This is a genomic window from Actinomycetota bacterium, assembly GCA_040757835.1.
Taxonomy (GTDB): Bacteria; Actinomycetota; Geothermincolia; order Geothermincolales; family RBG-13-55-18; genus SURF-21.
The window spans coordinates 52719-72996 of sequence record JBFLWJ010000010.1 but is presented as its reverse complement, the minus strand read 5'-3'; the positions used below and the strand labels follow the sequence as shown (position 1 = coordinate 72996).

Genomic DNA, 20278 nt, shown 5'->3' with positions numbered 1-20278 from the left:
GGTCCGGGCCTGGGCCCCCCGTCGGTCATGAAGGACAGGGTCACCTCGGCCGGGACGCCGCCGGGGTTCTGCACCAGGATGAAGGTCTCCATGCCCCCCGCCGTAGAGCCCTCGGCCAGGTACCAGGCGGTGGCGGGGGTGGTGACGGTAAAAGGCACGCCGCCGGCGCTGCCGCCCGAAGTGGTCACGGTCACCACTACCTCCCCCGCGACATCCGGGGGCACGTAACAGGAGATGCTGGTGTCGGACCAGGAGTCGTAGATCACAGCGGGCACACCCCCGAAGGCGGCGAAGGAACTCCCGCGCGAGGGGCCGAAAGCGGAACCGGAGACGGTGACCTTGCTGCCGACGCTCCCCTCGTCAGGAGAAACCTCCTCGACCACGGCTTTGACCCCGAAAGTCCTGGAATCGGAGGTGCCCAGTGGGGTCTGGACCGCCACCTCCACCCTGCCCGAGATGCCCGGGGGCACCGTACATACGATCACGCTGTCGGACCAGGAATCGTAGGCGGCTGCGGGCACGCCCCCGAAAGAGACGAGGGACTCCCCCCGCACGGACCCGAAGGTCGTTCCGGACACGGTGACTTTGCTGCCGATGGTCCCGCCGGTGGGAGCAAGCGCGGTGATGGCGGGGGCGTTCGTCCCCAGCAGGGAGGCCAGGGCGTCGATGCGCCCGTAACCGAAATGATCGTCGCGCCCCGGCGCCCCCAGGTCGGCCGCGTAGATCTCCATGGCCAGCTCCACCTGCTGCGGCGAATACCCCGGGCGGTACGAAGCGATGAGCGCGGCCAGGCCGGCGGCCATGGGCGTGGCCATGGAGGTGCCGGAGAGATAATCGTAATCCTCGGCATATCCCCGGCTGTTCAAGGCCGCCGGGTAGGTGGGCATGGTGGAATAGATATACCGGCCGGGAGCGGAGACGTCGACGCTGGAGTTGAAGGTGGAAAAGGATGCCGCCTCATCGGTGTTGGTGGTGGCGCCGACGCCGATGACGTTATCGTAACCGGCGGGATACTGCATGGTGCTGTTGCCGCTGTTGCCCGACGCGGCCAGCACCACGACCCCGGCCGCATGGGCGTAGTCCACCGCGTCCTGCATGGTCTGGGAACTGGCGGTGCCTCCCAGGCTCATGTTGATGACCCTGGCCCCGTTGTCCGCCGCGTAATAGATGGCGGCCGCGATGTCGTCGTCGTAGCCGCTGCCGCTACAGTCCAGGGCCTTGAGGGGCATGATGCCGGCCCCGAAGGAAACTCCCACTCCGCCCTGGCCGTTTCCCTCCTCGGCGCCTACGATGCCGCTTACGTGGGTGCCGTGCCCGTTGTCGTCATGGGAAGCGGCGTTGGGGTTGGTGTGGAAATAGAGGTCGTCGTATTCGTAACCCGCGGAGAGCCAGCTTGAACCGTCCCAACGGTACTCCTGCCCCTCCCGGTAGCAATCATGCTGGTCGGTGTCGTCGGGATCGGCGGGATCGTCTAACCCCCAGTTGTCGTAGAGGTAATAGTAGTCGCTGGTGCTGTTGGTCGGGGTCTCAACGATCAGGTAGTAGGGGGTCCCCACCTCCAGCCTTACTGGCGCCGACAGTTCGCCGTATACCTCGCTCCCGTATGGAAGCGTGGTGACGTCTTGCGGGGCGATGACGAAGGATGCCACGTCGGCACCGGACAGGGTTTCCCTGACCGAGACGGTGATGTCCTGCGGTACGCCGTTGGCGGGCTCGTTGTCGTCGACCTTCTGGAGCTGCAATCCCACGTGGGTGAGGTCCTGACCGGTGCCTGTCAGTGATTGAGCGCGCAGGTTGGTGGTGACGCCCGAGCCGCTGTATCCGAAGTAGCGGCGGGTCACGTAGTAGGATCCTTCGGTGTAGTTGTAATAATAATAGCGCCCCTGCGAGATGCCAGCCCAGTTGTAGCCCGCCGTGTCGTCGTAGTATCCGTTATCGTCGTCGTCATCGCCGTCACCGGCTGTCTCGTCCCCGTTATCCCATATCTTTCCATCCAGGTCCGGGTGGGACGTGTCGGTTCCCGTGTCGATCACCGCTACCGCCACCGGGTTCACATAGCCCTTCTCCACATCCCAGGCGCCGGGGGCCGAGATGTCCGCACCCGGGGTCCCGGTACCACCGATGTCCTGGCCGGTGTTCTCCAGCCCCCACTGCTCCGGGAAATCCGGGTCCGCCGGTGAATAGGAGGCTTGAACGACGTGGTTCGGTTCGGCGTACAGGACTCCCGCGAGGCGGTTGAGCACGCTTGCTGCGCCCTCCACCGTGACCCCCGCCGCCAATTCCATGCGAGCGAGGAGCTCCCCTCCCTTCTCGAGCACCTCTTCGACGGAGGTGACCAGGCCGGCGCGCTCGAGAAACCCCGCGATGGACTCTGCCACGCCCGAGGAAGCAAACCTCACCAGCACCACCCCCGGTTTGTAGGGCAGCGGGCCGCTCGGAGAGGCCAGCCCGTCCGCAGGTTGTAGTTTTTCCGCTGCTGCGGTCTGGTGAGGAAAGACGGGTGCGACCGCGCAGACGGTGAGCAGCGCCGCCATGGTGAGGACGGCCAGGGAAGTTCTCAAGCCGCTAAGGGGCTTGTCGCAGCCTGCTTTCGTGTGCGTCCCATCGGGCTTTGTCATGAGTAAAACACCTGTATTAAGAGTAGCCCAATGGGGTCGTATCTTCAATCTTCAATTAAGCGATCGTATGTCGGATAACCTGTGGGGTCTTGTCTTCAGTCCTCGATTCTAGTGGCCGGGAACCCATAGATGGCGTTCCGGGCCTGGAACTGAAGAATGAAGATGTGACCCCTAGCGGGCGGTGAAGGAGACGTCGTCGAAGAAGGCGCTGCCGCCGGTCGGGCCCGCGCTGTCGACCTCCACCCCCAGGACGATGGACGCGTAGTACCCGTTATAGGGGGCGGACGCCTTGATGCACAGCGAAGACCAGTCGCTGTTGAGCGCGGCATCGCCCGTCCCGGGCGCCTCCAGCCAGGTGGTGGAGAGTTGTCTCTTCGAGTAGTCGTACCAGGTGATCCCGATGCCCGGGTTGGCCCTCCTGAGTTCCCTGGCCTTGACAAAGGAAGTCAGCTGGTAGGCCTTGAGAGGTGTCACCGCGAAGGTGTCCGACCTCCAGAGCGCCCTGCCGCCGTTGCTGTAGAGGTTGGCGTCCTTTACCCGCAGGGAGCGCGTGCCCCCGTGCATCTGCAGGTCGTCCCAGAGCGGAGCGAAGCTCCCCCCGCCCTGCACCTCCGCCGTCCAGCCAGCGGGAGTGCCGCCGCCCGTGTCCGTCTCCACCCCGGGGTTGGGGGCGAGGTTCGCGGGCAATGAGGACGGGGTGGTGATGGTCAAGGTATGCCCGCCTCTGACCGCCAGGGAGGGGACCACCAGTGATGGACCGTCGATGGTATAGCCGCTGCCGAGGCTCAGGGTGCTGCCGTCCACTTTCACCACGTAACCGGAGGCGGCGGTCCAGGCACCCAGCAACTCCAGGTCCAGGGCACCGGTGCTGTCGGCGATGGTGAAGACGTTGGGTGCGGTGTTGTCGTCGAGGCTGAAGGTAACGGTCTTGCCCGCGCCGACGTCCAGCCCCATCCAGGCCAGGTCAAGGCGGAGCCTGGAGAGGTTGCGGGCGTGGATGGCCGCGGAATTGGCGGCGGCGTTGACGTTCACCCTGGCCATGCCGGGCTCGTTCCGCCCCGGGTTGGGTACCTGCAGCCGCAGCCACCAGGCGCCTGTGTTGACGTTATCGTAGGTCTTGTAGGCGACCTCGGTGGGACGCCGGTTCAAGGCCTTGCCCTGGAAGAAATCGGCCGTGTCCGCGTAGGGGTCCAGGAAGCCGTGGCCGATGGTGGCGCTGGTCAGATACTCGCATGAATACCTGTCCGGCGACATCCAGGACTGCAGCAGGTCCGCGATGTCCTTGCCGTTGGCGTAGGTGGACGTGGCGGTGGAGTAGGGCGCGGGGGCCTGTATCTGTCCCCACGTGAACAGCCACCACGGACCCCACCACTTGATGATCACCGGGTCCTTGGAGTTGGGGATGTTGTAGTCGGGGGTACCGTGCACGATGCGCCAGTGGTTGTTGACGCCGTTCTCGAGGACGTAGCGGGCGCTGCTGCCGTTCAGCACGCTCATCCTCTCGGGATAGGCCGGGCCGGGCTCCCCGCCCGCCAGTACCCTTATGTACTCGCTCAACCTGCCGTCGTTGACGTTGGCGTATGGCGCCCCGGGGTTCGGCGGGAACCAGGTCTTGAACCAGTTGTAGTCGAAATAGATATCGGTCAGCCCGTCGGCGGGGCGCAGGGCCGCACACAGGTCGGGGTGGTGCAGCCCGAAGGTGAAGGTGCCCAGTCCACCCTGTGAATGGCCTGCCACGTAGATGCGCGTAGGGTCGATGCGGTACTTCTCCATCGCGCCCAGTACGCAGTCCAGTATGTCCCGCTCCCCGTACGGATACTCGTTCTGGATGCGCACCTCGTCGAATTCGTGCACCCCGCCGTAGCTGCACAGGCTGACCTCGCCCGCGGGCAGGGCGGGTTCGGGGGCGTCCATGCCGTAGCCGTACGGGGTGGAGTCGTAGTTCGGCTGCATGTTGACGAGCTTCTCGTTGATATAGACCTCCAGGTAGTTCTCGTAGCACGAGAACTTGAGGTTTATCCAGTTATCGGCGGTGAGCGGCGCCCAATCATTGAACATGGTGGACATCCCCTGCCACTGGCCTCCGACCAGCTTGTAGAGGCGGACGTATCGTGTGTTGTCCGAGCCGCGGAAGAGGTCCACGTGATAGCAGTCCCCGTTATCGGCGCGGTGTAGGTTTATCCCGAAGGCGCTGGTGTTGCCCTCCGGAGAGAGGTCGCGCACCTTCACGCGCACGGAGTAGTCTTCGCCCTGCGAGTCCAGGCGCACCGCCTCCTTCCAGATAGGCGAGGTGTCCGACTGTACGTAGCTGCCGCCGGTGACCGTCCAGGTGCCGCCCGTCTTCTGCCATGAGCCGGCACCGCTGGAGAAATCGTCGAAGATCTGCGGTTCGGCATAGGGGGCCTGGCTGCGGGAGATGCCGTCGGTGAAGAGGCTGTGCAGGTTCCGCCCCCAGGGGCCGAGCAGTATCCACCCCCGCTCGTCAGCCAGCCGCTTGAGCTCGGCGGAGATGGGGTTATAGGGGTCGTTATCGATGAGGGGGATGGCATAGAGGGCATGCATCTCCACCCATACCGGATAGGCTACGGCCGGGTTGTAACCCTTCGGGAGGTAGACAGTGCAGGGGATACCAAAGCCGTCCACAGAAGACGGGAAGTCCCACCTGCATACAGTTCCCGCAAGCGGTTCCTGGTATACGGGTCCCGTGTCGCACCCCGCCAGCAGCGCGAACACCAGGGCGATGAGCACCATCGGGATGACCGTCTTGACGAAGACTCTGCGCGTATCGACTTTCAAACCAATACCTCCGATCTTTGTCGGCCCTCAACCGCTTGTCTGGGGAGGTGACGCAGTGAGCCCAGCGGGGCGTCTGCTGAGGTGCCGTGAGATCCCCCCATCTCGTTTGTCCGGCAACCGTGTTACGGGATCCGATCGGGCTGCCAGGAATTCCCTTTTGTCAAGCTGCCAGCCCCTTACCCGTTGGTAACGATACTAGCACAAAGCCGACATTTCCGCCAGCTTTGTATGGGTGCCGGCAAGGAACGGTTGAGCAGGTCGTCATGGACCTGGTGAGTGGATGACCGGCGGTGCCGCTGTTTCAGGGGGAATATCCGATGACGTCGTGTCCGCCGTCGCGCCCCCCCTGGGAGAAATACATGGGTCTCTCCCCTATCACCGGCGGTCCCGAGAGTACGCGCAAGCGGCAGGAGAGCTGGTAGCCCTCGCCGGCGTGGTCGCCAACGAAAAGGGTGACGCGGGTGCGCGAGGGCACGGCAACACGGCGGGGCGGCAGGGCCCCTTCCTCCTGGGTCAGGTAGGTCACCTCCACCACCGCGTCGCTGGCGGCCGGGTTCTGCAGGCATAGCCATTCGTGGAAGCCCTCTCCCGTGTATCCCTCCGCGAAGAACATCTCGGCGGATACGGAAGTCGCGCCGATGACGCAGTGCCCTCCCTGCCAGTGGTCCGCGCCGGCGCCGGCATAGTCGAAGTACATGGGGCGCTCGGCCAGGAACGCGGAGGAGGAAGACAACCTGATGGAAACGTCCTTCCCCTCCCCCACCTCGCCGGGAACGAAGACGGTGAGACGCTTGCCTCGCTCCACGCGGTAACTCTTCCTGGAGGGTTCTCCCTGTCCCGGTCCGAAGCAGTATTCCGCCTCTATCTCGATGGGGCCCGCGCCACAGTTCTGGAGCGTCAGCCATTCATCGAAACCATCCCGGGTCGTGCCCTCGGCGAAGAAGAAGGTGGTCGCGGTGGCGGTAGCGCCCACCACGCAATGTCCCCCCTGCCAGTGGTTGTCCGCGAACCCGCGGTAATCGAAGTACATGGGGCGTTCCACCACCACGGGGCGGCTGGAATCGACCCGGCATGACGCCTGGTACGCTCCGTCCAGAAGTTCGTTGGCGCTGAAGGAAGCCCGGGAATGGGGCGGCACGACACGGCCGCCGACCACCTTCTCTCCCTCCTCCTCGGTCTGGAAACGGAAGGTGAGCCCCGCCGGCTCATCGCCGGGGTTGAGCACGCACAGCCACTCGTCGAACCCTTCACCCGTGCAGCCCTCGGCGAAGTAGTGCGAGAGGGCAGGCCCGGGCGCCCCCACCACCACGTGGCCGCCCGTCCAGCCGGCGCCGTAGCTGAAATACATGGGGCGCTCAGCCACTATGTCCTGTGGAGAGGTGACCACCATGGCGACGTCCTTTCCCGCTCCCACCACGCCGTTCACGTCGATGGTGGTGCGATAGCCGGGGGGGATGCTCACATGCATGCTCTTAGCGGGCATGCCGTTGAAGAGGAACTCCACGTCCACCTCGGCCGCCTCCGCGTCGGCATTGCCCACGCACAGGTACTCCTGGAAACCTTCCCCGGTGAAGCCCTCCGCGAAATAGAACGCGTTCTCTCCCGGCTGCGGCTCCTCGAGGTCCAGCCGCAGTATCAGGGGGGTCTCGCCGATGGCCAGGCCGGATACGGTTATGTTCCCGGTGCCGTCGCGGGATACGCCGGGAACGGGAGCCTCCGCCCCGGTGGCCGGGTCCACGGCTACCGGGTCGGCCAGGGAGGGGTCGGGGACGTTGACGGTGAGGGTGTCGTCGGCATCGTCAGCCTTCCAGGCGGCCAAGGCCAGCCCCCCCGAGGGGAGGCGGAAGGCGTGTGCCTCCAGGGTGTCCATGCGGAGGCAGGAGAAGGTGGCCGCATTCTCCTCCACGCCGCTGGCCGGCCCGAAGACCTCGTTGAAGGTGGCGTAGCAACCGTAGGCGGGCTTGGGTGAGAAGTCCAGCCCCAGGAGGCCATAGCGGTCCCACTCGTTCTCCCAGCTGTCCCTGAGGTTGTACCAGATGACGCGGTCCACGTCGGTCACGGCGTAGTTGATCATCGTGCGCAGCATATAGGCGCCCTGGGTATCTTCGTCCACTCCAGGCGGCGATTGCGCGCAGGTGGTCCAACCTACCTCAGTGATCCAGATCTCCAGGTCCTTGGAGGTATGCTGGGCCACCAGCCAGTGCACGAAGTCCACGAGGTCGCGGCAGAGCCCCTCCTTGGGCCGGAGAAGGTCCTCCTCGGGCTGGCCCTCCACCCCGATGGTGGTAGCGTAGGGGTGATAGGCCAGGGCATCGATATAGTCGGCGGCGCCCCTGGAGAGGTAGGCGTCGAGGTCGGACGGGCCCAGGCCGGCCACGCCGCCCATGACGATCCTGGCCCCGGGATCGGCGGCCCGGATCTCGGGTGAGGCCGCGGCGAGCAGGGCCACGTAGGCGTCAGCATCCGGGGCAGGCTGCCAGAAGAGGTCGATGTTCTGCTCGTTCCACACCTCCCAGGCGGAGACGCGGCCGGCATAGCGGGAACAGACCACCGAGACGTAGTCTTTCCAGGCGTCGATATCGGTTGGAGGCCAGTTCCACTCGTGGCCCCCGTTGGCCCAGGCCGGAGAGGTGCCCAGGATACCCAGGACGTTGATGCCCCTCTCCAGCGCTTCCGCCACCACCCGGTCGGCCCCCGCGAAGTTCCACGAACCCTCGCTGGGCTCCAGGTCCGACCAGGCGAAATCGCAGCGCAGCCAGGTGATGCCGGCATCTGCCATGGCGTCCAGCTCTGCTTCTATGTCGGCGGCGCCAAAAAGCTTGATATGGCTGGAGGCGACGCCGAACCGCTCGCTAAGCGAGCTGGAGACGATCGCGGTTCCCGTGCCCGGACCCGCGGCTGCCCTGTCCGGGCAGGCAGCGCCGGGAGCGAGGAAACCAGCCAGGAACAGGACCGCGACAACGACCATGGCGGACCTGCGCATGCACACCTCCTGGATGAAACGGCGATTACAGCCTGCAGCCGTGACCTGTTTACTGTATCGGCTCGCCCGGCCCCCGCTTGAACCGCCCGCTTCCCGCTATGCCTGGGTGTTCCTGATGCGGCCGTAGTAGGAATCCGCCAGATAAAGAGGCTGCATCGGGCAGTGACCGGTCACGCGGTCCTTGGTGGCGAGGACGGTGGTGGGCAACCTGGTGGTGGCAAAGAAGATGGTGTCGTGGCCCACGCATAAGCCCAGCAGCACATTGAGTTGGCTGCCCTCTCTCTCCAGGGCCACTGCCTGGGCGGCGGGGTTGCAGGCGCCCTCATAGGTGCCGGGGTTTATCTTCTCCCCATCCGCGACGCCGAATTCCTCCTTGGCGATACCGCCAAGCTTGCAGCAGACCGAGACTACCTCGAAGCCGTCGCCCTCGAGGATCTCGGCGAGCGTCGCAGCTTCCCTCCGCAGTCCCACGCAGAAGGCAATGCCCAGCCTGCTGATGCCCAGCCTGCGGGCGAAATCGACGAGTTCCTCGACCCTGGTCTTCTTGCAGTAACCGGCAGCTTCCACGACCGATGACACCCTGGCGATCTCCGCGAGGTCTCCATTGATCACCGCCCGGCTGGCTTCCTTTATCTCTTCCTCATACCTGGTCGAAGGGCAGAAGGCGGGCGCATGGTCGAAGACGTTGAGGTAGCAAAGCGGCGCCGCACAGCCCGAGCACTTAGCCGGTTTCATGGAAGCTCCTTTCGGATGGACCTTCGGAACCTATACCCCTACATCATATCAACCGGACGGGAATGATGCTCCGGGTCCGGGTGCGGTCTTCCAATAAATGCGGGCAGGTGATAACATTACGGCGCGGCTTTGGGCTGACCGAGGGTGGGGAGGAGAGTATGTCGGTTTACCCGCGCATCGGCGGGAGACTTGTAAGGCCGCCCCTGGAGATGATGCGGGCGGCATCGGGTCTTTTCCGTCTGCACGGCAAGGTCGGCGAGCTGCTCCCCCTGGAGCGCGTGCTGTGTACGGCCTTTTTCAGGGAGCCTGACCGCATCCCGGTCACCCACTTCCTGCTGGGCGCGGCGCGCAGGCTTACCGGTATATCTTACGAACAGCTCTCCCGTGACCCGGAGATGGCGGCGGACGCCTACATCGCCGCCAACGAGATCCTGGGCGGAGATGTCCTTTACACCGTCATCGACCTCTCGGTGGAAGCGGGGGACTTCGGGCAGGAGATAGTGTATCCTCCCTATAGCACGGCGCATCCAAACTACGACAATCCCCGCATCGCCACGCCTGGCGATTACGAGCGCCTGGAGGTCTTCGACCCGCGCAAGTCCCCGCGCATGGGCATGGGTATCGAGCTGGGAAGGATACTCTCGAAGAAGGCCGGTATCCGTTACCCAGTCATGGGATTCATCTTCGGGCCCCTGGGGGTGCTGGCCATGATGCGGGGGGCCCAGAGGCTCTTCGTGGACTGTCTCAAGTACCCGGAGAAGGTGAAGGCTGCCCTCGAGACCATCACGGAGGTGCTCGTCGATTATGCCCGAGCTCAGTGCGACACAGGCGTGGATTCGGTGATGCTGGATACTCTCTTCGGGTCCCAATCGGGGATCTCCCGCGAGCTGTGGGTGGAGATGGAGGGAGTTTACGTAAAACGCATCGCCGACGAGATAAGGCGCAACGGAGCCCTGGTCTCGCTGCACAACTGCGGTACCCGCCCCTATCTCGACCTGCAGCTCGAGTACATGGAGCCGTTGATCGTGTCGCTGGCCGACGTGCCGGACGATTGCGATGACCTGGCGGAATTGAAGCGAAAATACCACGGCAAGACCGCTATCGCCGGTTTCGTAAGCACTGATGCGATACTCATGGAGTCTCCCCGGCGCATCATGGAGATCGCCCGGGAGCAGATACGCATCATGGCCCCGGGCGGCGGCTTCGTGCTGGCGCCGGTATGCGAATACCCGCCCAATGCCGACCTGATAAACGCGCTGGCCATAACGCGGGCAGCCGCGGTGCACGGCCGGTATCCGATCAAATGAGGGTGAGGGAAGATGGACAACAAGGACGAGATACTCGATGCCATAGCCGCGGCGGTGAGGCGGGGCGCGGATGACGAGACGGTGTCGCTCTGCGAGAAAGGCCTGGCGGGCGGGATAGAACCTCGCGAGATCGTCACCGACGGGCTCTGCCGGGGCATGCACGAGGCCGGGGAGCTCTACGAGAGCAACGAGTTCTTCCTACCCGAGCTGCTCATCGCCTCCGAAGCCATGCACGCCGGCATCCAGACCGTCACCCCCTCGCTGAAGTCGGCGGAGGATGCAGGGGGTGGAGAGACGGTTGTGCTGGGCGTGGTCGAAGGCGACGTGCACGAGATCGGCAAGAACCTGGTGGCGGTAATGCTCGAAGCGGAGGGACACCGCGTCATCGACATGGGGCATGATGTAGCCCCCGAGAGGTTCCTTGCGGCGCTGAACGAGAACGGCGCACGCGTCCTCGCCCTTTCGACCATGATGACCACCACCCTGCCTAACATGCGCCGCACGGTAGAGCTTGCGCTGGCGCTGGAAGCAAGGCCGGTCATCATCGTGGGGGGAGCGCCCCTGACCGCGGCCGTGGCCGAAGATATGGGCGCCCACGGTTACGAGAAGAACGCCGCCAGGGTGCCGGGACTCATCAAGTCCCTGCTGGGATAGAGCACGAGGTCGACGTTCCGGACCCTCTCAGTCTAGCCGGTTTTCCGCGATAGCCGTGGCCAGCGACCTCCCCATCTCGTAGGCCTTCCGCTTATCCCGTTATCGCCAGCACCTTCATCGCGGCCTCCTCCCGCGCTCAGCGCAGGTGATCCATCAGGTTTCGTAGCCCAAAGCCTTCTTCACCAGCTCGATGATGTGGAAGTTCTCCAGCTCCGCCGCGGCGGCCGGCTTGCGCAGGTTGAGAACGCACAGGGGGCAGAGATAGGCCATGGCCTGGGCGCCGTGGTCCACAGCGTCGCGGACGTTGCGCTCCTTGATCTGCATGGCCTTGTCGCGGTCCCTGGGCATCATGGGCGAGCCGCAGCAGAGGGCGAACCTGCGGTCGTATTCCCTCTCCACTCTGTCCACCCCGATGAGGCTGAAGAGCTCGTCCAGCTGCTCGTCCTTCCAGGGCGTGTAGCGCGAGGCGCAGGGCTGCTGGTAGGCCACACGCAGGCCGAGCGGTCTCACCTCGGCGGCATGCTCCTTAACGTAGTCCAGGAGGTACTCGATGATGTGCACGGGTCGGAAGGGCACCTCGATGCCGTAATCCTTGACCATGGTGGCCAGCAGGGCGTAACAGTCATCGTGGTAGAAGACGATCTCGGGCGCGCCGGTCGCGGCCAGGTTGTCCGCCACCCGCTGGGCGCCCTCGCGCACCGGTGTCTCGTAACCGAGATGTACCCATCCCACGTTGCAGAAGTAATCGCCGCCCTTGAGCACGGTCAAACCCTCGAAGAGGGGCCCATCGAAGAGGCCGGGCAGGAAATCGCCCACGCTGCACAGGGAGAGTACCGGGTTGCCGGCGTCGCCCGCGATCACCTGGCTGGGGGCATTGGGCATATTGCGGAAGACCTCCGTGTTCTGCTCGGGGATGTTGAGGACCCCCGTCTCCTCCTGGCGTGTGAGGATGAGATCGAAGGGGTTGGCCCCTTTTTCACAGAACTGGTTGCAGGCCACGCAGGTCACACACTGGCCCACGATCTCCGGGGTCTCCCCTTCCAGGAGCCGCCGGAACTGCGCGATGGACTGTTCGCGGCCGTAATCGACATAGGGGCACAACAGCACGCAGTCGCCGCACAGGTCGCACTTCTCCTCGATGAACATCGCTCCCTCCTCAGCTTTACTTGGCCAGCAAGCGGTTGGCCTTCTTACCTTTAAGGTAGTCCTTATCATACCAATTGTGATAACGCGATTGCAGGAAGGGTGCATGCACGAGAGACCGTCATCGAGCGGATGATCGCTACTTGCGGGCACCCGGGCCTGCGAAGAGGTTGACAACAAAATCCTGTTAGTTATATAACTAACTGACATGAGGCTGGTGGCACATACGCTCACAGAGGAGCGGAGGCGGCGATGCGCGGGAAGACACGACTAAACGCGGTGGTCAACATCGTTATGTTCGCAATCCTGCTGATCGCCTCGGTGAGCGGTATCCTCCTCGGCACAGCACGTTCCGGGAGTTATGGAACTGGGGACATAGCGGAACCGGCGGCTCAGGCGAGCCGTCCCGGAGGACTGCTACATCTCTGGATACACCTGCATATCGCCACCTGTGCCGTCCTGCTGGCGCTGATAACAACCCATCTGCTGCTGCATATCCCTTACATCAAGAAACTGCCCCGGTTGCTCGCCGGGCGCAGTTCACCCCGACGCCAGGACGAGCACCGGCAGGAAGGAAGGCCGGATTGGCAAGGGTCAGGAACATCAGTCGGGATCAAATAGTCGAAGCGGCCAAGACCGTCTTGCAGCACCGGGGACCCGAGGCCTTGACCATCAAGGCAGTCGCCGAGCAGGCCTCCGTAACCCAAGGCACGATCTATTATTATTTCAAGGCCAAGGAAGACCTCGTCAATGCGGTGATCCGTTCTGCGGTCGACGAACAGATCGAGCGCTTCGACGCCGCTTTCGCGAGCACACATGATGAGCTCATGAGGATAGAACGGACCCTCGACGCGGTCAGGGAAGCCTTCCTCAAAGACGATGACTTCCATCGCCGGTTATTCGGTCTGGTCGCGAAGGGCCTGGCCGACGAGGGTTCTGCCCGCGAGATGCAGTTGATCATGGAGAGGCTGAGCGCCACTATGGACAAACACCTTCGCGCGGCGATAAGCGATAAGACCAGGTTACCGGTGCCGGTCGAGCACATCGGCAGGATCCTCAGGGCCACATTCGACGGCCTGGCCCTGCAGTCCCTCTTCGACAAGGAAATCGACATCGACGCGGTGTTCGATTCGCTCAAGGTGATCATCCTGGCTCTCTATGGTCACGATAGGGCGGAGTAAGCGAGCGGCCGGGACACAGCCCCGTATCAGACCACCGCCGTTCGCCCCGCCCGGTAAGCATCGGGCGACCCCGCGGACCTGGCATCAGGTCTTGATGTCGCTTCCCCCGGAACAGCCGATCTTTCGCTTCATCCCTTCTCCGGGACACCTGCTTTCGGCGCATATGAGCCCAGGTGGGTGTGTTATAATTTAAAAGCCCTCGGCATACATCTTCAGTGTTTGGAGGCGTTTTCATGTGCGAATTCTGCAGTAAACACGGCCAGGGCAACCGCTGGTATCTGAACCCCGACAACTTCTCCGACGAGATGATGAAAGACCCCCAGCGCGTAAAGACCCTGGAGAAAGTGGCGGGATGGGGCATCGAGTATTATATCGATTTCACCTCACGCATGACCCAGCTCGCGAACCTCCCGGTCATCGGCAAGGCGGTGAAGGCGGCGATCAACCGCGTGGCCCCCAACGAGCACGGCGGCCAGGTGGTCTCCCTCGAGGACTCCCTGCGACTCCTGGAGTACGCCCGGGACTTCGTGCTCCTCCCCTGTGAGTGCCGTAAGCTGGTGGGCAACCGCGACGACATGGTGTGCCTTAACTTCGGGCCCATCAAGGGACTGCAGAGGCGCTTCCTGCCCGACGGGCCCATGGAGGAGCTGACCCTTGACGAGGCCCGGGAGACCGTGCTGCGCAGTGACGAGCGCGGCCATTTCCACCAGGTTCTCTACGCCAAGGTCCCCTTCCCTATCTGCATATGCAACTGCGATGCGCGGTACTGCACCTCGCTCAAGCAGCGTTGGGCCAACAACATCGAGGCGGCCATCTTCAAGGGGCACGAGCTGTGCGCGGTGGACGACGAGCTGTGCCGTTTCTGCGAGAACCCCGTATGCCTGACCCGCTGCAGTTTCCATGCCCTTCACTACGACCCCGAAGCGGGCAGAATACACGTACACGCCGCGGACTGTTTCGGCTGCGGGCTCTGCCGCTCCGACTGCCCGCGGGGAGCGCTGTCACTGGTGTCGCGCGAGGGCGTACCCGCGGCGGCGGGGAGGTGGTGAGCATGGCGGAATACCGGGTCAGGGTGGGCGAGTGCGACGCCGAAGCGTGTGGGAGGCTCTGTCAGGAAACGTGCCCCCGGGGAGTGTTTCTCGCCGTGCCCCGCGAGAAAAACCGCTCCAGGCACGGCGCCGACCCCCGCTACCGCATCGTGCCCCGCTTCGCTGGTTTCTGCGACGGTTGCGGGGAATGCCTGCCGGTATGCGGACAGAACGCGATCAGCATCACCTCGCGCGGCACCGGAAAAGAGCTGTCTCCAGCGGCCAAGGTATGGTAGGGCGGGCGGGTGTAAACGGAGGCGAGTAGGCCGGTCCGGCCGTGGTGTCCTGGGGATTCGAACACGGGTAATAACTGTTTGTCGAGGACGGTCGGGGGTATCACGGTTTTGTATCGCACAAGGTTTCCAGGTCTTTGCGATTTCCATTTGCATATTCATGTAATGAGTTTATATATTGTACGTGCCGGCAATATTCTCGACACCCAAGCAGCGTCAGGGCGAATCGGTTATTAAGAGGAGGGATTACGCATGGCATTGACCTATGGGACCGACGAGTGGAACCAGGCTTACGACGCGCTGGTCAAGGAGAGGACTGAGAGCCAGTCCAAACCCTACGTGATGGGAACACCGGAATGGGTGGCCCAGTACGAGGAGCTTATCCAGAACGACGCGGAATACAAGGAGGCCGCCAAGGACTGGGAGGGCTCGGTGGTCATCAAGATCCTGGCCAAGCCGGAGATCGGATTGGATAAGGACCTCTACATGTTCATGGACCTGTGGCACGGCGACTGCCGCTTCGTGAAGATCGTGCCCGCGGAGGTCGGCGAGTCCGCGGACTACGTGATCACCGGCGAATACGAGCGCTGGCGCGCGGTCATGGCCAAGGAGCTGGATACCATCAAGGGGATGATGCAGGGCAAGCTCAAGCTCAAGGGAGACCTGCCCACCATCGTGCGCGCGGTGAAGGCCTCCGCCCGCCTGGTGGACCTCTCCGCCTCTACCGACTGCAGGTTCCCCGACGAGCTGGACGCCGCTGGGATCGAGGACCTGCGCGCGCTGCTGAAGAGGGCAGAGGACGAGTTCGGGATCTAATCGAGGCTAGAGGCAACGTTATCTCGAGTTCCCGGGCATTTCGCCCGGGAACTCGTTGGCAAGGCAGGACACTGGCGGCTTTGCGCTGTCGGTGAGGACACATCGCAATATCCCGGGGAGAGACCCCAGGGTACAACCGGAGGTGGTTTTCATGGCCTACGACAAGGACCTCTCGTTCATCTACAAGAACTACACCAGGCTCGTCTTCGGCATCAACAGCGTCAACGACCTGGGAGCGGAGGTCGACCAGCTCAAGTGCTCCCGGGCCTTCATCGTCACCGACAAGGGCCTGGTCGAGGCGGGCCTGGCGGAAAAGGTGGAGAAAGCCCTGGGGAGCAGGTATGTCGGGACATTCGATGATGTCCCCCAGGACTCGGGGTACCATATCGTGAACAAGGCGGCGGAGCTCGCGCGGGAGAAGGGGGCCGACTGCCTGGTTAGCGTGGGCGGCGGCAGCGTCATCGACACCGCCAAGGGCATGGCCATCATCGTCTCCGAGGGCGGCAACCTCCAGGACTACCAGGGATTCCAGATGCTCACCCATCCCATCACCCCGCATATCGTCATCCCTACCACGGCGGGAACGGGCAGCGAGGTCACCTACGCCTTCGTCATCAAGGACTGGGAGAAGAACCAGAAACTGCTCTACGGCGACGACTACCTCATGCCCAACACCGGCATCCTCGATCCGGTGATGACCGCGAGCATGCCCCCCATGGTGACCGCCATGACCGGCATGGACGCCCTCACCCACGCCATCGAGGCCATCCACGCCCTGCAGTCGGAGCCCATCTCGGACACCCTGGCCTTTGGCGCCATCCGGCTGATCATGGAAAACCTGCCCATCTGCGTGGAAAGAGGCGACGACCTGGTGGCCAGAGGACAGCAGCAGATAGCCGCCACCATGGCCGGCATCGCTTTCTCCAACGCCCAGGTGGGGTTGGTGCACGCCATGGCCCATTGCGTCGGCGCTCTCTACAAGGTGCCCCACGGCATTGGCAACTCCATCCTCCTGCCCCACGTGATGATGTACAACATGGACGAGGCCGCGGACCGCTACGCGCTCGTGGCAGAGGCAATGGGCGTCAAAGAGAAGGGCATGAGCGACGAGGAGGCGGGTGGGGCGGCGGTGGACGCGATATTCGAGTTCACCAAAAAGCTGGGGCTGCCGCAATCCCTGCGCGAGGTGGGCGTGCTGGAGGAAGGCCTGGGCGAGGCCTCGGAGATGGCCTTGTGCGACGGCTCGGTGGTCTACAATCCCAAGATGGTGTTCGAAGCCGAAGAGGTCCTGGGGGTATACAAGAAGGCCTTCTAGGCCGTCACTCCAGGGTGGAACCGCGTAAAGCGTTAAGGAGGGTATGCGCATGGTGGATGTGAAACTGGCGCCTGGAGCGGAAGAGGTGGCCATGGCGGGCATGATCGCGGAGATGATCAAGGCCAACCTGGAGAAGCCGGAGAAGCTCAAGGACTTCAACAGGCTCAAGTCCAGGGTCCATATCCTGGCGGAGGATGCCGAGACCGAGATGACCATGGTCTTCGACAAGGGCAGCCTGACGGTCTACGGTGGCAAGGAAGGCAAACCCGACCTCTCCATCGTCACCGACGCCGCTTCCCTGCTCGATATGGCCAATCTCCAGATCAAGTTCGGGATGCCCTGGTATTTCGACGAGACCGGCATGGGCGTGGTGAAGAAACTGCTGAAACGGGAGCTCAAGATCAAGGGCATGTTCACCCACCTGATCGCGCTGACCCTGCTCAGCAAGATCATGTCCTTGAACTGACGATAGGAAGCGGCCGCGCCGGCGGCGAAAGCAATGTGGGAGGAAACATGGCGTAAGGCGGCGGAGAGCGCCCGCGGTCCCGCGAGCGCCCTCGCCCTCCAAGCGCCGCATGCTTAAGTGGGGTGATGAGAATGGCTCTCGGCAACATGGGCAAGGCACTGGAGGTCGACCTGACCTCCGGGACCACGCAGGAATTCGAACTGGACGAGGCGATGTGCCGCGATTTCATCGGCGGGACGGGCCTGGCGGCCAAGCTCCTCTTCGACCGCGGCGACCTCGATGCGGGACCCCTGGACCCAGACAACCTGCTCATCTTCGCCACCGGTCCCCTCACCGGTATCGGCTTCTCGGGCTCGAGCCGTCTCTCGGTAGGAGCGCGCTCTCCCCTGACCGGCGTCTGGGGACAGGCCTCCTGCGGTGGCAACTTCGGCCCCGAGCTGAAGAGGTGCGGCTACGACGCGGTGATCTTTAAGGGGAAGGCCGATGCGCCGGTATTCCTGCTCCTGGGTAACGACTCGGCCGACCTGCTTCCCGCCGACGACCTCTGGGGCATGGACACCTACGAGACCACCGATATCCTCAAGGAGCGTTACGGCAAGGGCGGCAAGGTGCTGGCCATCGGCCCGGCGTCGGAGAACCTGGTCCCCTACGGGGCCATCGTCAACGATTACGGCCACATCTTCGGCCGCGCCGGCATGGGCACGGTGATGGGCTCGAAGAACCTCAAAGCCATCGTGGCGGAGGGCAACAAGAAGCCGGAATACGCGGACCCCGAGAAGGTCAAAGCCATGCAGGAGGCCCACCGCGACGAGGTGAAGGACAACATCTTCTGCGGCGCCCTCTCGGCCTTCGGCACCGGGGCCAATATGGAGGCAAAGATGTTCGAGGGCGATGTCCCCACCCGCAACTGGGGGCAGGGTCTGTGGGAGGAGGGCGCGGAGAAGCTCTCCGGCATCGCCCTGGCCGACAGCTTCATCGTCGACCATGCCAGCTGCCGTGGCTGCGCGGTGCGCTGCAAACCGGTGGTGGAGGTGAAAGAAGGGCCCTACGCCATTCCCAAGGGACCTGGACCGGAGTACGAGACCCAGGCTTCCTTCGGGACCATGCTCTTAAACGACAATCTGGCATCGGTGTGCAAGGCCAATGACTTCTGCAACCGCGCCGGCATGGACACTATCACCTGCGGCGCGACCATCGCCTGGGCCATGGACTGCTTCGAGCACGGCATCCTCAAGCCCGAGGACTACGATGGCATCAAGCTGGAGTGGGGAGACATCGATACGGTCATAGAACTGCTGCCCAGCATCGTCGCCAAGGAGGGCAAGCTGGCACAGCTGCTGGCCAAGGGCTCGCGCGCCGCCGCCGAGGAGGTCGGGAACGGGGCCGACGCCTATCTTACCGACTCCAAGGGGCTTGAGGCAGCCATGCACGACCCCCGCTGCAACTGGGGAGACGGCCTGGCCTATGCCGTGTCCATCCGCGGCGCCTGCCATGTATCCAATATGACCTTCCTGTTGGAGTGGGGCGCCATAGAGTACCCGGAGCTAGGGCTGGACAAGAACTACCAGAACCAGTCCGCCGAGTTCAAAGCGGAGGCGGCGGCCCTAACCGCGGACCTCGGCTGCATCTTCAACAGCGCCTGCTGGTGCAAGTTCCCCGGGACCACCTTCACGGTGACACAGTGGGCGGAGCTGTTCAGCGCCGTGGCGGGTTATGACTGGGACTATGAGAAGATGATGGAGGCGGGGGCGCGGGTATGGTTCCTGCAGCGCTGCCTGGGCCATATCTGGGGCGCTACGGGGGCGGACGACCGCATCGGCCAGCGGATCATGACCCCGGTGGACGACGGCGGCATCGCCGGCTCGGTGCCGGACATGGACACCATGCTGCGCGAGTTCTACGAATACCGCGGCATGACCTCGGACGGCATACCTACCCGGGAGACGCTGGAAAGGTACGGCCTGGGCGACGTGGCCGACCGCATGAACCTCTAACCGACATACCGATGCCAACGACGCGCAGCACTGGGGCCGGCACTTATACTGGCCCCAGCCGGCATTACGTAAGCAGGCACCACGCTCTGTAATCCGCTGGTCCACCCGCCCTGCTCCGTCTTTTCCCCGTAGGGTGCGGGCCAGCATTATACTGGCCCCAGTCGCCATTACGTAAGGCTTACGCCAGGTCTGTGAATCTCCAAACGGCAAGGCAAATACGAGCTTCCAGGGTCGACGCAGGAAGAACATGCATTCGATGGTGACTAGCCTCGCCAAAAGTTATAGAATATTAACGCTTGCTTAATACAAGCGGTGTCGGTGTTCCAAGAGTATTCGAAGATTGTCCAGTTAAGATCCCAGCGCGCGTTGTCGCGCGGTGAATTAAAGTCCCATAGGGCTTCTCGACCCTCGCGAGGAGGTGGTGGATGAGAACGGCTTTCACGTACTTCAATGGCAGCACGGTTTAATAAGGGAGGTGAGGTAGTTGCCAAGCTGGAAGGACAATGTAGATGTTATCGTCCACGAGGGCAAGATAAGCGTTCCCTATTCCTGGACGGTGGGGAGCACTTTGAGCCGGTTCTACTGCGAACTGCGGGACAACGGCAAGATCTGGGGCAACCGCTGCCCCAGCTGCGGTAAGGTCTTCGTCCCCCCCAAGATCAAGTGCATCGACTGCTACGAGGATCTCCACGACTGGATCGCCCTGCCGGGTACCGGCACGGTGGAGACCTACACGGTGGTACGCTACGAGGAGCCCGTGCTCCATCCCCGCAAGGCGCCCTTCGTCTACGCCGTGATAAAGATGGACGGAGCGGACACCGGCCTGGTCCACATAATCGGCGGCGTGGACCCCGAGCAAGTAAGAGTAGGCATGCGAGTGGAAGCGGTATTCGAGGCTAAGCGCGAGGGCAATATCCTCGATATCAAGCACTTCCGCCCCATGAAGTAG

16 protein-coding genes are annotated in these 20278 nt (G+C 63.4%); 11 read left to right on the top strand and 5 right to left on the bottom strand.

What is annotated here, in order from left to right; genetic code table 11:
• From AB1384_09600 to AB1384_09585, 4 genes are all read right to left on the bottom strand, one after another.
• A partial coding sequence (locus tag AB1384_09600) for a S8 family serine peptidase (GenBank protein ID MEW6554527.1) occupies positions 1-2618 on the bottom strand: 2618 nt, incomplete at its 3' end.
• A gap of 171 nt (positions 2619-2789) precedes the next feature.
• Complete coding sequence (locus tag AB1384_09595; protein MEW6554526.1) at positions 2790-5414, bottom strand: hypothetical protein; 2625 nt, start codon at positions 5412-5414, stop codon at positions 2790-2792.
• A gap of 301 nt (positions 5415-5715) precedes the next feature.
• Positions 5716-8397 carry a beta-galactosidase gene (locus AB1384_09590; protein ID MEW6554525.1) on the bottom strand — a complete coding sequence of 894 codons (2682 nt, stop codon included), beginning with the start codon at positions 8395-8397 and terminating at the stop codon, positions 5716-5718.
• A gap of 96 nt (positions 8398-8493) precedes the next feature.
• Positions 8494-9132, bottom strand: a complete 639-nt coding sequence (locus tag AB1384_09585; protein ID MEW6554524.1) for a DUF1847 domain-containing protein — start codon at positions 9130-9132, stop codon at positions 8494-8496.
• A gap of 158 nt (positions 9133-9290) precedes the next feature.
• Here AB1384_09585 and AB1384_09580 point away from each other — a divergent pair, with 158 nt between their 5' ends.
• Both AB1384_09580 and AB1384_09575 read left to right on the top strand, forming a co-directional pair.
• Positions 9291-10439, top strand: coding sequence for a uroporphyrinogen decarboxylase family protein (locus tag AB1384_09580; GenBank protein ID MEW6554523.1), 1149 nt, complete (start codon positions 9291-9293; stop codon positions 10437-10439).
• Positions 10440-10451: 12 nt separating this feature from the next.
• On the top strand, positions 10452-11093 hold the full coding sequence (locus AB1384_09575) for a cobalamin-dependent protein (GenBank protein MEW6554522.1): 642 nt from the start codon (positions 10452-10454) through the stop codon (positions 11091-11093).
• 153 nt (positions 11094-11246) lie between these two features.
• Here AB1384_09575 and AB1384_09570 read toward each other — a convergent pair whose 3' ends face one another.
• Positions 11247-12239, bottom strand: a complete 993-nt coding sequence (locus AB1384_09570) for a (Fe-S)-binding protein (protein ID MEW6554521.1) — start codon at positions 12237-12239, stop codon at positions 11247-11249.
• Between the two features lie 249 nt (positions 12240-12488).
• Between AB1384_09570 and AB1384_09565 the strand changes: the two genes are divergently transcribed.
• The 9 genes from AB1384_09565 to AB1384_09525 all read left to right on the top strand — a co-directional run bounded on the left by AB1384_09565 (position 12489) and on the right by AB1384_09525 (position 20278).
• A complete protein-coding gene (locus AB1384_09565; GenBank protein ID MEW6554520.1) occupies positions 12489-12857 on the top strand; it encodes a hypothetical protein in 369 nt (122 codons plus the stop codon).
• Positions 12821-13417, top strand: a complete 597-nt coding sequence (locus tag AB1384_09560; GenBank protein ID MEW6554519.1) for a TetR/AcrR family transcriptional regulator — start codon at positions 12821-12823, stop codon at positions 13415-13417. The genes AB1384_09565 and AB1384_09560 overlap by 37 nt, the downstream gene beginning before the upstream one ends.
• 233 nt (positions 13418-13650) lie before the next feature.
• Positions 13651-14466: a hypothetical protein gene (locus AB1384_09555; protein ID MEW6554518.1), complete on the top strand. Its 816-nt coding sequence runs from the start codon at positions 13651-13653 to the stop codon at positions 14464-14466.
• A gap of 2 nt (positions 14467-14468) precedes the next feature.
• Positions 14469-14741 carry a hypothetical protein gene (locus AB1384_09550; protein MEW6554517.1) on the top strand — a complete coding sequence of 91 codons (273 nt, stop codon included), beginning with the start codon at positions 14469-14471 and terminating at the stop codon, positions 14739-14741.
• Positions 14742-14990: 249 nt separating this feature from the next.
• Positions 14991-15554, top strand: a complete 564-nt coding sequence (locus AB1384_09545; GenBank protein ID MEW6554516.1) for an SCP2 sterol-binding domain-containing protein — start codon at positions 14991-14993, stop codon at positions 15552-15554.
• Between the two features lie 151 nt (positions 15555-15705).
• Positions 15706-16869: an iron-containing alcohol dehydrogenase gene (locus tag AB1384_09540; protein ID MEW6554515.1), complete on the top strand. Its 1164-nt coding sequence runs from the start codon at positions 15706-15708 to the stop codon at positions 16867-16869.
• Positions 16870-16918: 49 nt separating this feature from the next.
• Positions 16919-17335, top strand: a complete 417-nt coding sequence (locus AB1384_09535; GenBank protein MEW6554514.1) for an SCP2 sterol-binding domain-containing protein — start codon at positions 16919-16921, stop codon at positions 17333-17335.
• A gap of 125 nt (positions 17336-17460) precedes the next feature.
• Complete coding sequence (locus tag AB1384_09530; GenBank protein MEW6554513.1) at positions 17461-19329, top strand: aldehyde ferredoxin oxidoreductase family protein; 1869 nt, start codon at positions 17461-17463, stop codon at positions 19327-19329.
• 484 nt (positions 19330-19813) lie between these two features.
• Positions 19814-20278, top strand: a complete 465-nt coding sequence (locus tag AB1384_09525; protein MEW6554512.1) for a Zn-ribbon domain-containing OB-fold protein — start codon at positions 19814-19816, stop codon at positions 20276-20278.

Bases quoted from the DNA above. Each gene is read 5' to 3' on its own strand.
- AB1384_09590 (MEW6554525.1), bottom strand. From the start codon at position 8,397: ATGCGCAGGTCCGCCATGGTCGTTGTCGCGGTCCTGTTCCTGGCTGGT.
- AB1384_09585 (MEW6554524.1), bottom strand. From the start codon at position 9,132: ATGAAACCGGCTAAGTGCTCGGGCTGTGCGGCGCCGCTTTGCTACCTC.
- AB1384_09580 (MEW6554523.1), top strand. From the start codon at position 9,291: ATGTCGGTTTACCCGCGCATCGGCGGGAGACTTGTAAGGCCGCCCCTG.
- AB1384_09575 (MEW6554522.1), top strand. From the start codon at position 10,452: ATGGACAACAAGGACGAGATACTCGATGCCATAGCCGCGGCGGTGAGG.
- AB1384_09570 (MEW6554521.1), bottom strand. From the start codon at position 12,239: ATGTTCATCGAGGAGAAGTGCGACCTGTGCGGCGACTGCGTGCTGTTG.
- AB1384_09565 (MEW6554520.1), top strand. From the start codon at position 12,489: ATGCGCGGGAAGACACGACTAAACGCGGTGGTCAACATCGTTATGTTC.
- AB1384_09555 (MEW6554518.1), top strand. From the start codon at position 13,651: ATGTGCGAATTCTGCAGTAAACACGGCCAGGGCAACCGCTGGTATCTG.
- AB1384_09550 (MEW6554517.1), top strand. From the start codon at position 14,469: ATGGCGGAATACCGGGTCAGGGTGGGCGAGTGCGACGCCGAAGCGTGT.
- AB1384_09545 (MEW6554516.1), top strand. From the start codon at position 14,991: ATGGCATTGACCTATGGGACCGACGAGTGGAACCAGGCTTACGACGCG.
- AB1384_09540 (MEW6554515.1), top strand. From the start codon at position 15,706: ATGGCCTACGACAAGGACCTCTCGTTCATCTACAAGAACTACACCAGG.
- AB1384_09535 (MEW6554514.1), top strand. From the start codon at position 16,919: ATGGTGGATGTGAAACTGGCGCCTGGAGCGGAAGAGGTGGCCATGGCG.
- AB1384_09530 (MEW6554513.1), top strand. From the start codon at position 17,461: ATGAGAATGGCTCTCGGCAACATGGGCAAGGCACTGGAGGTCGACCTG.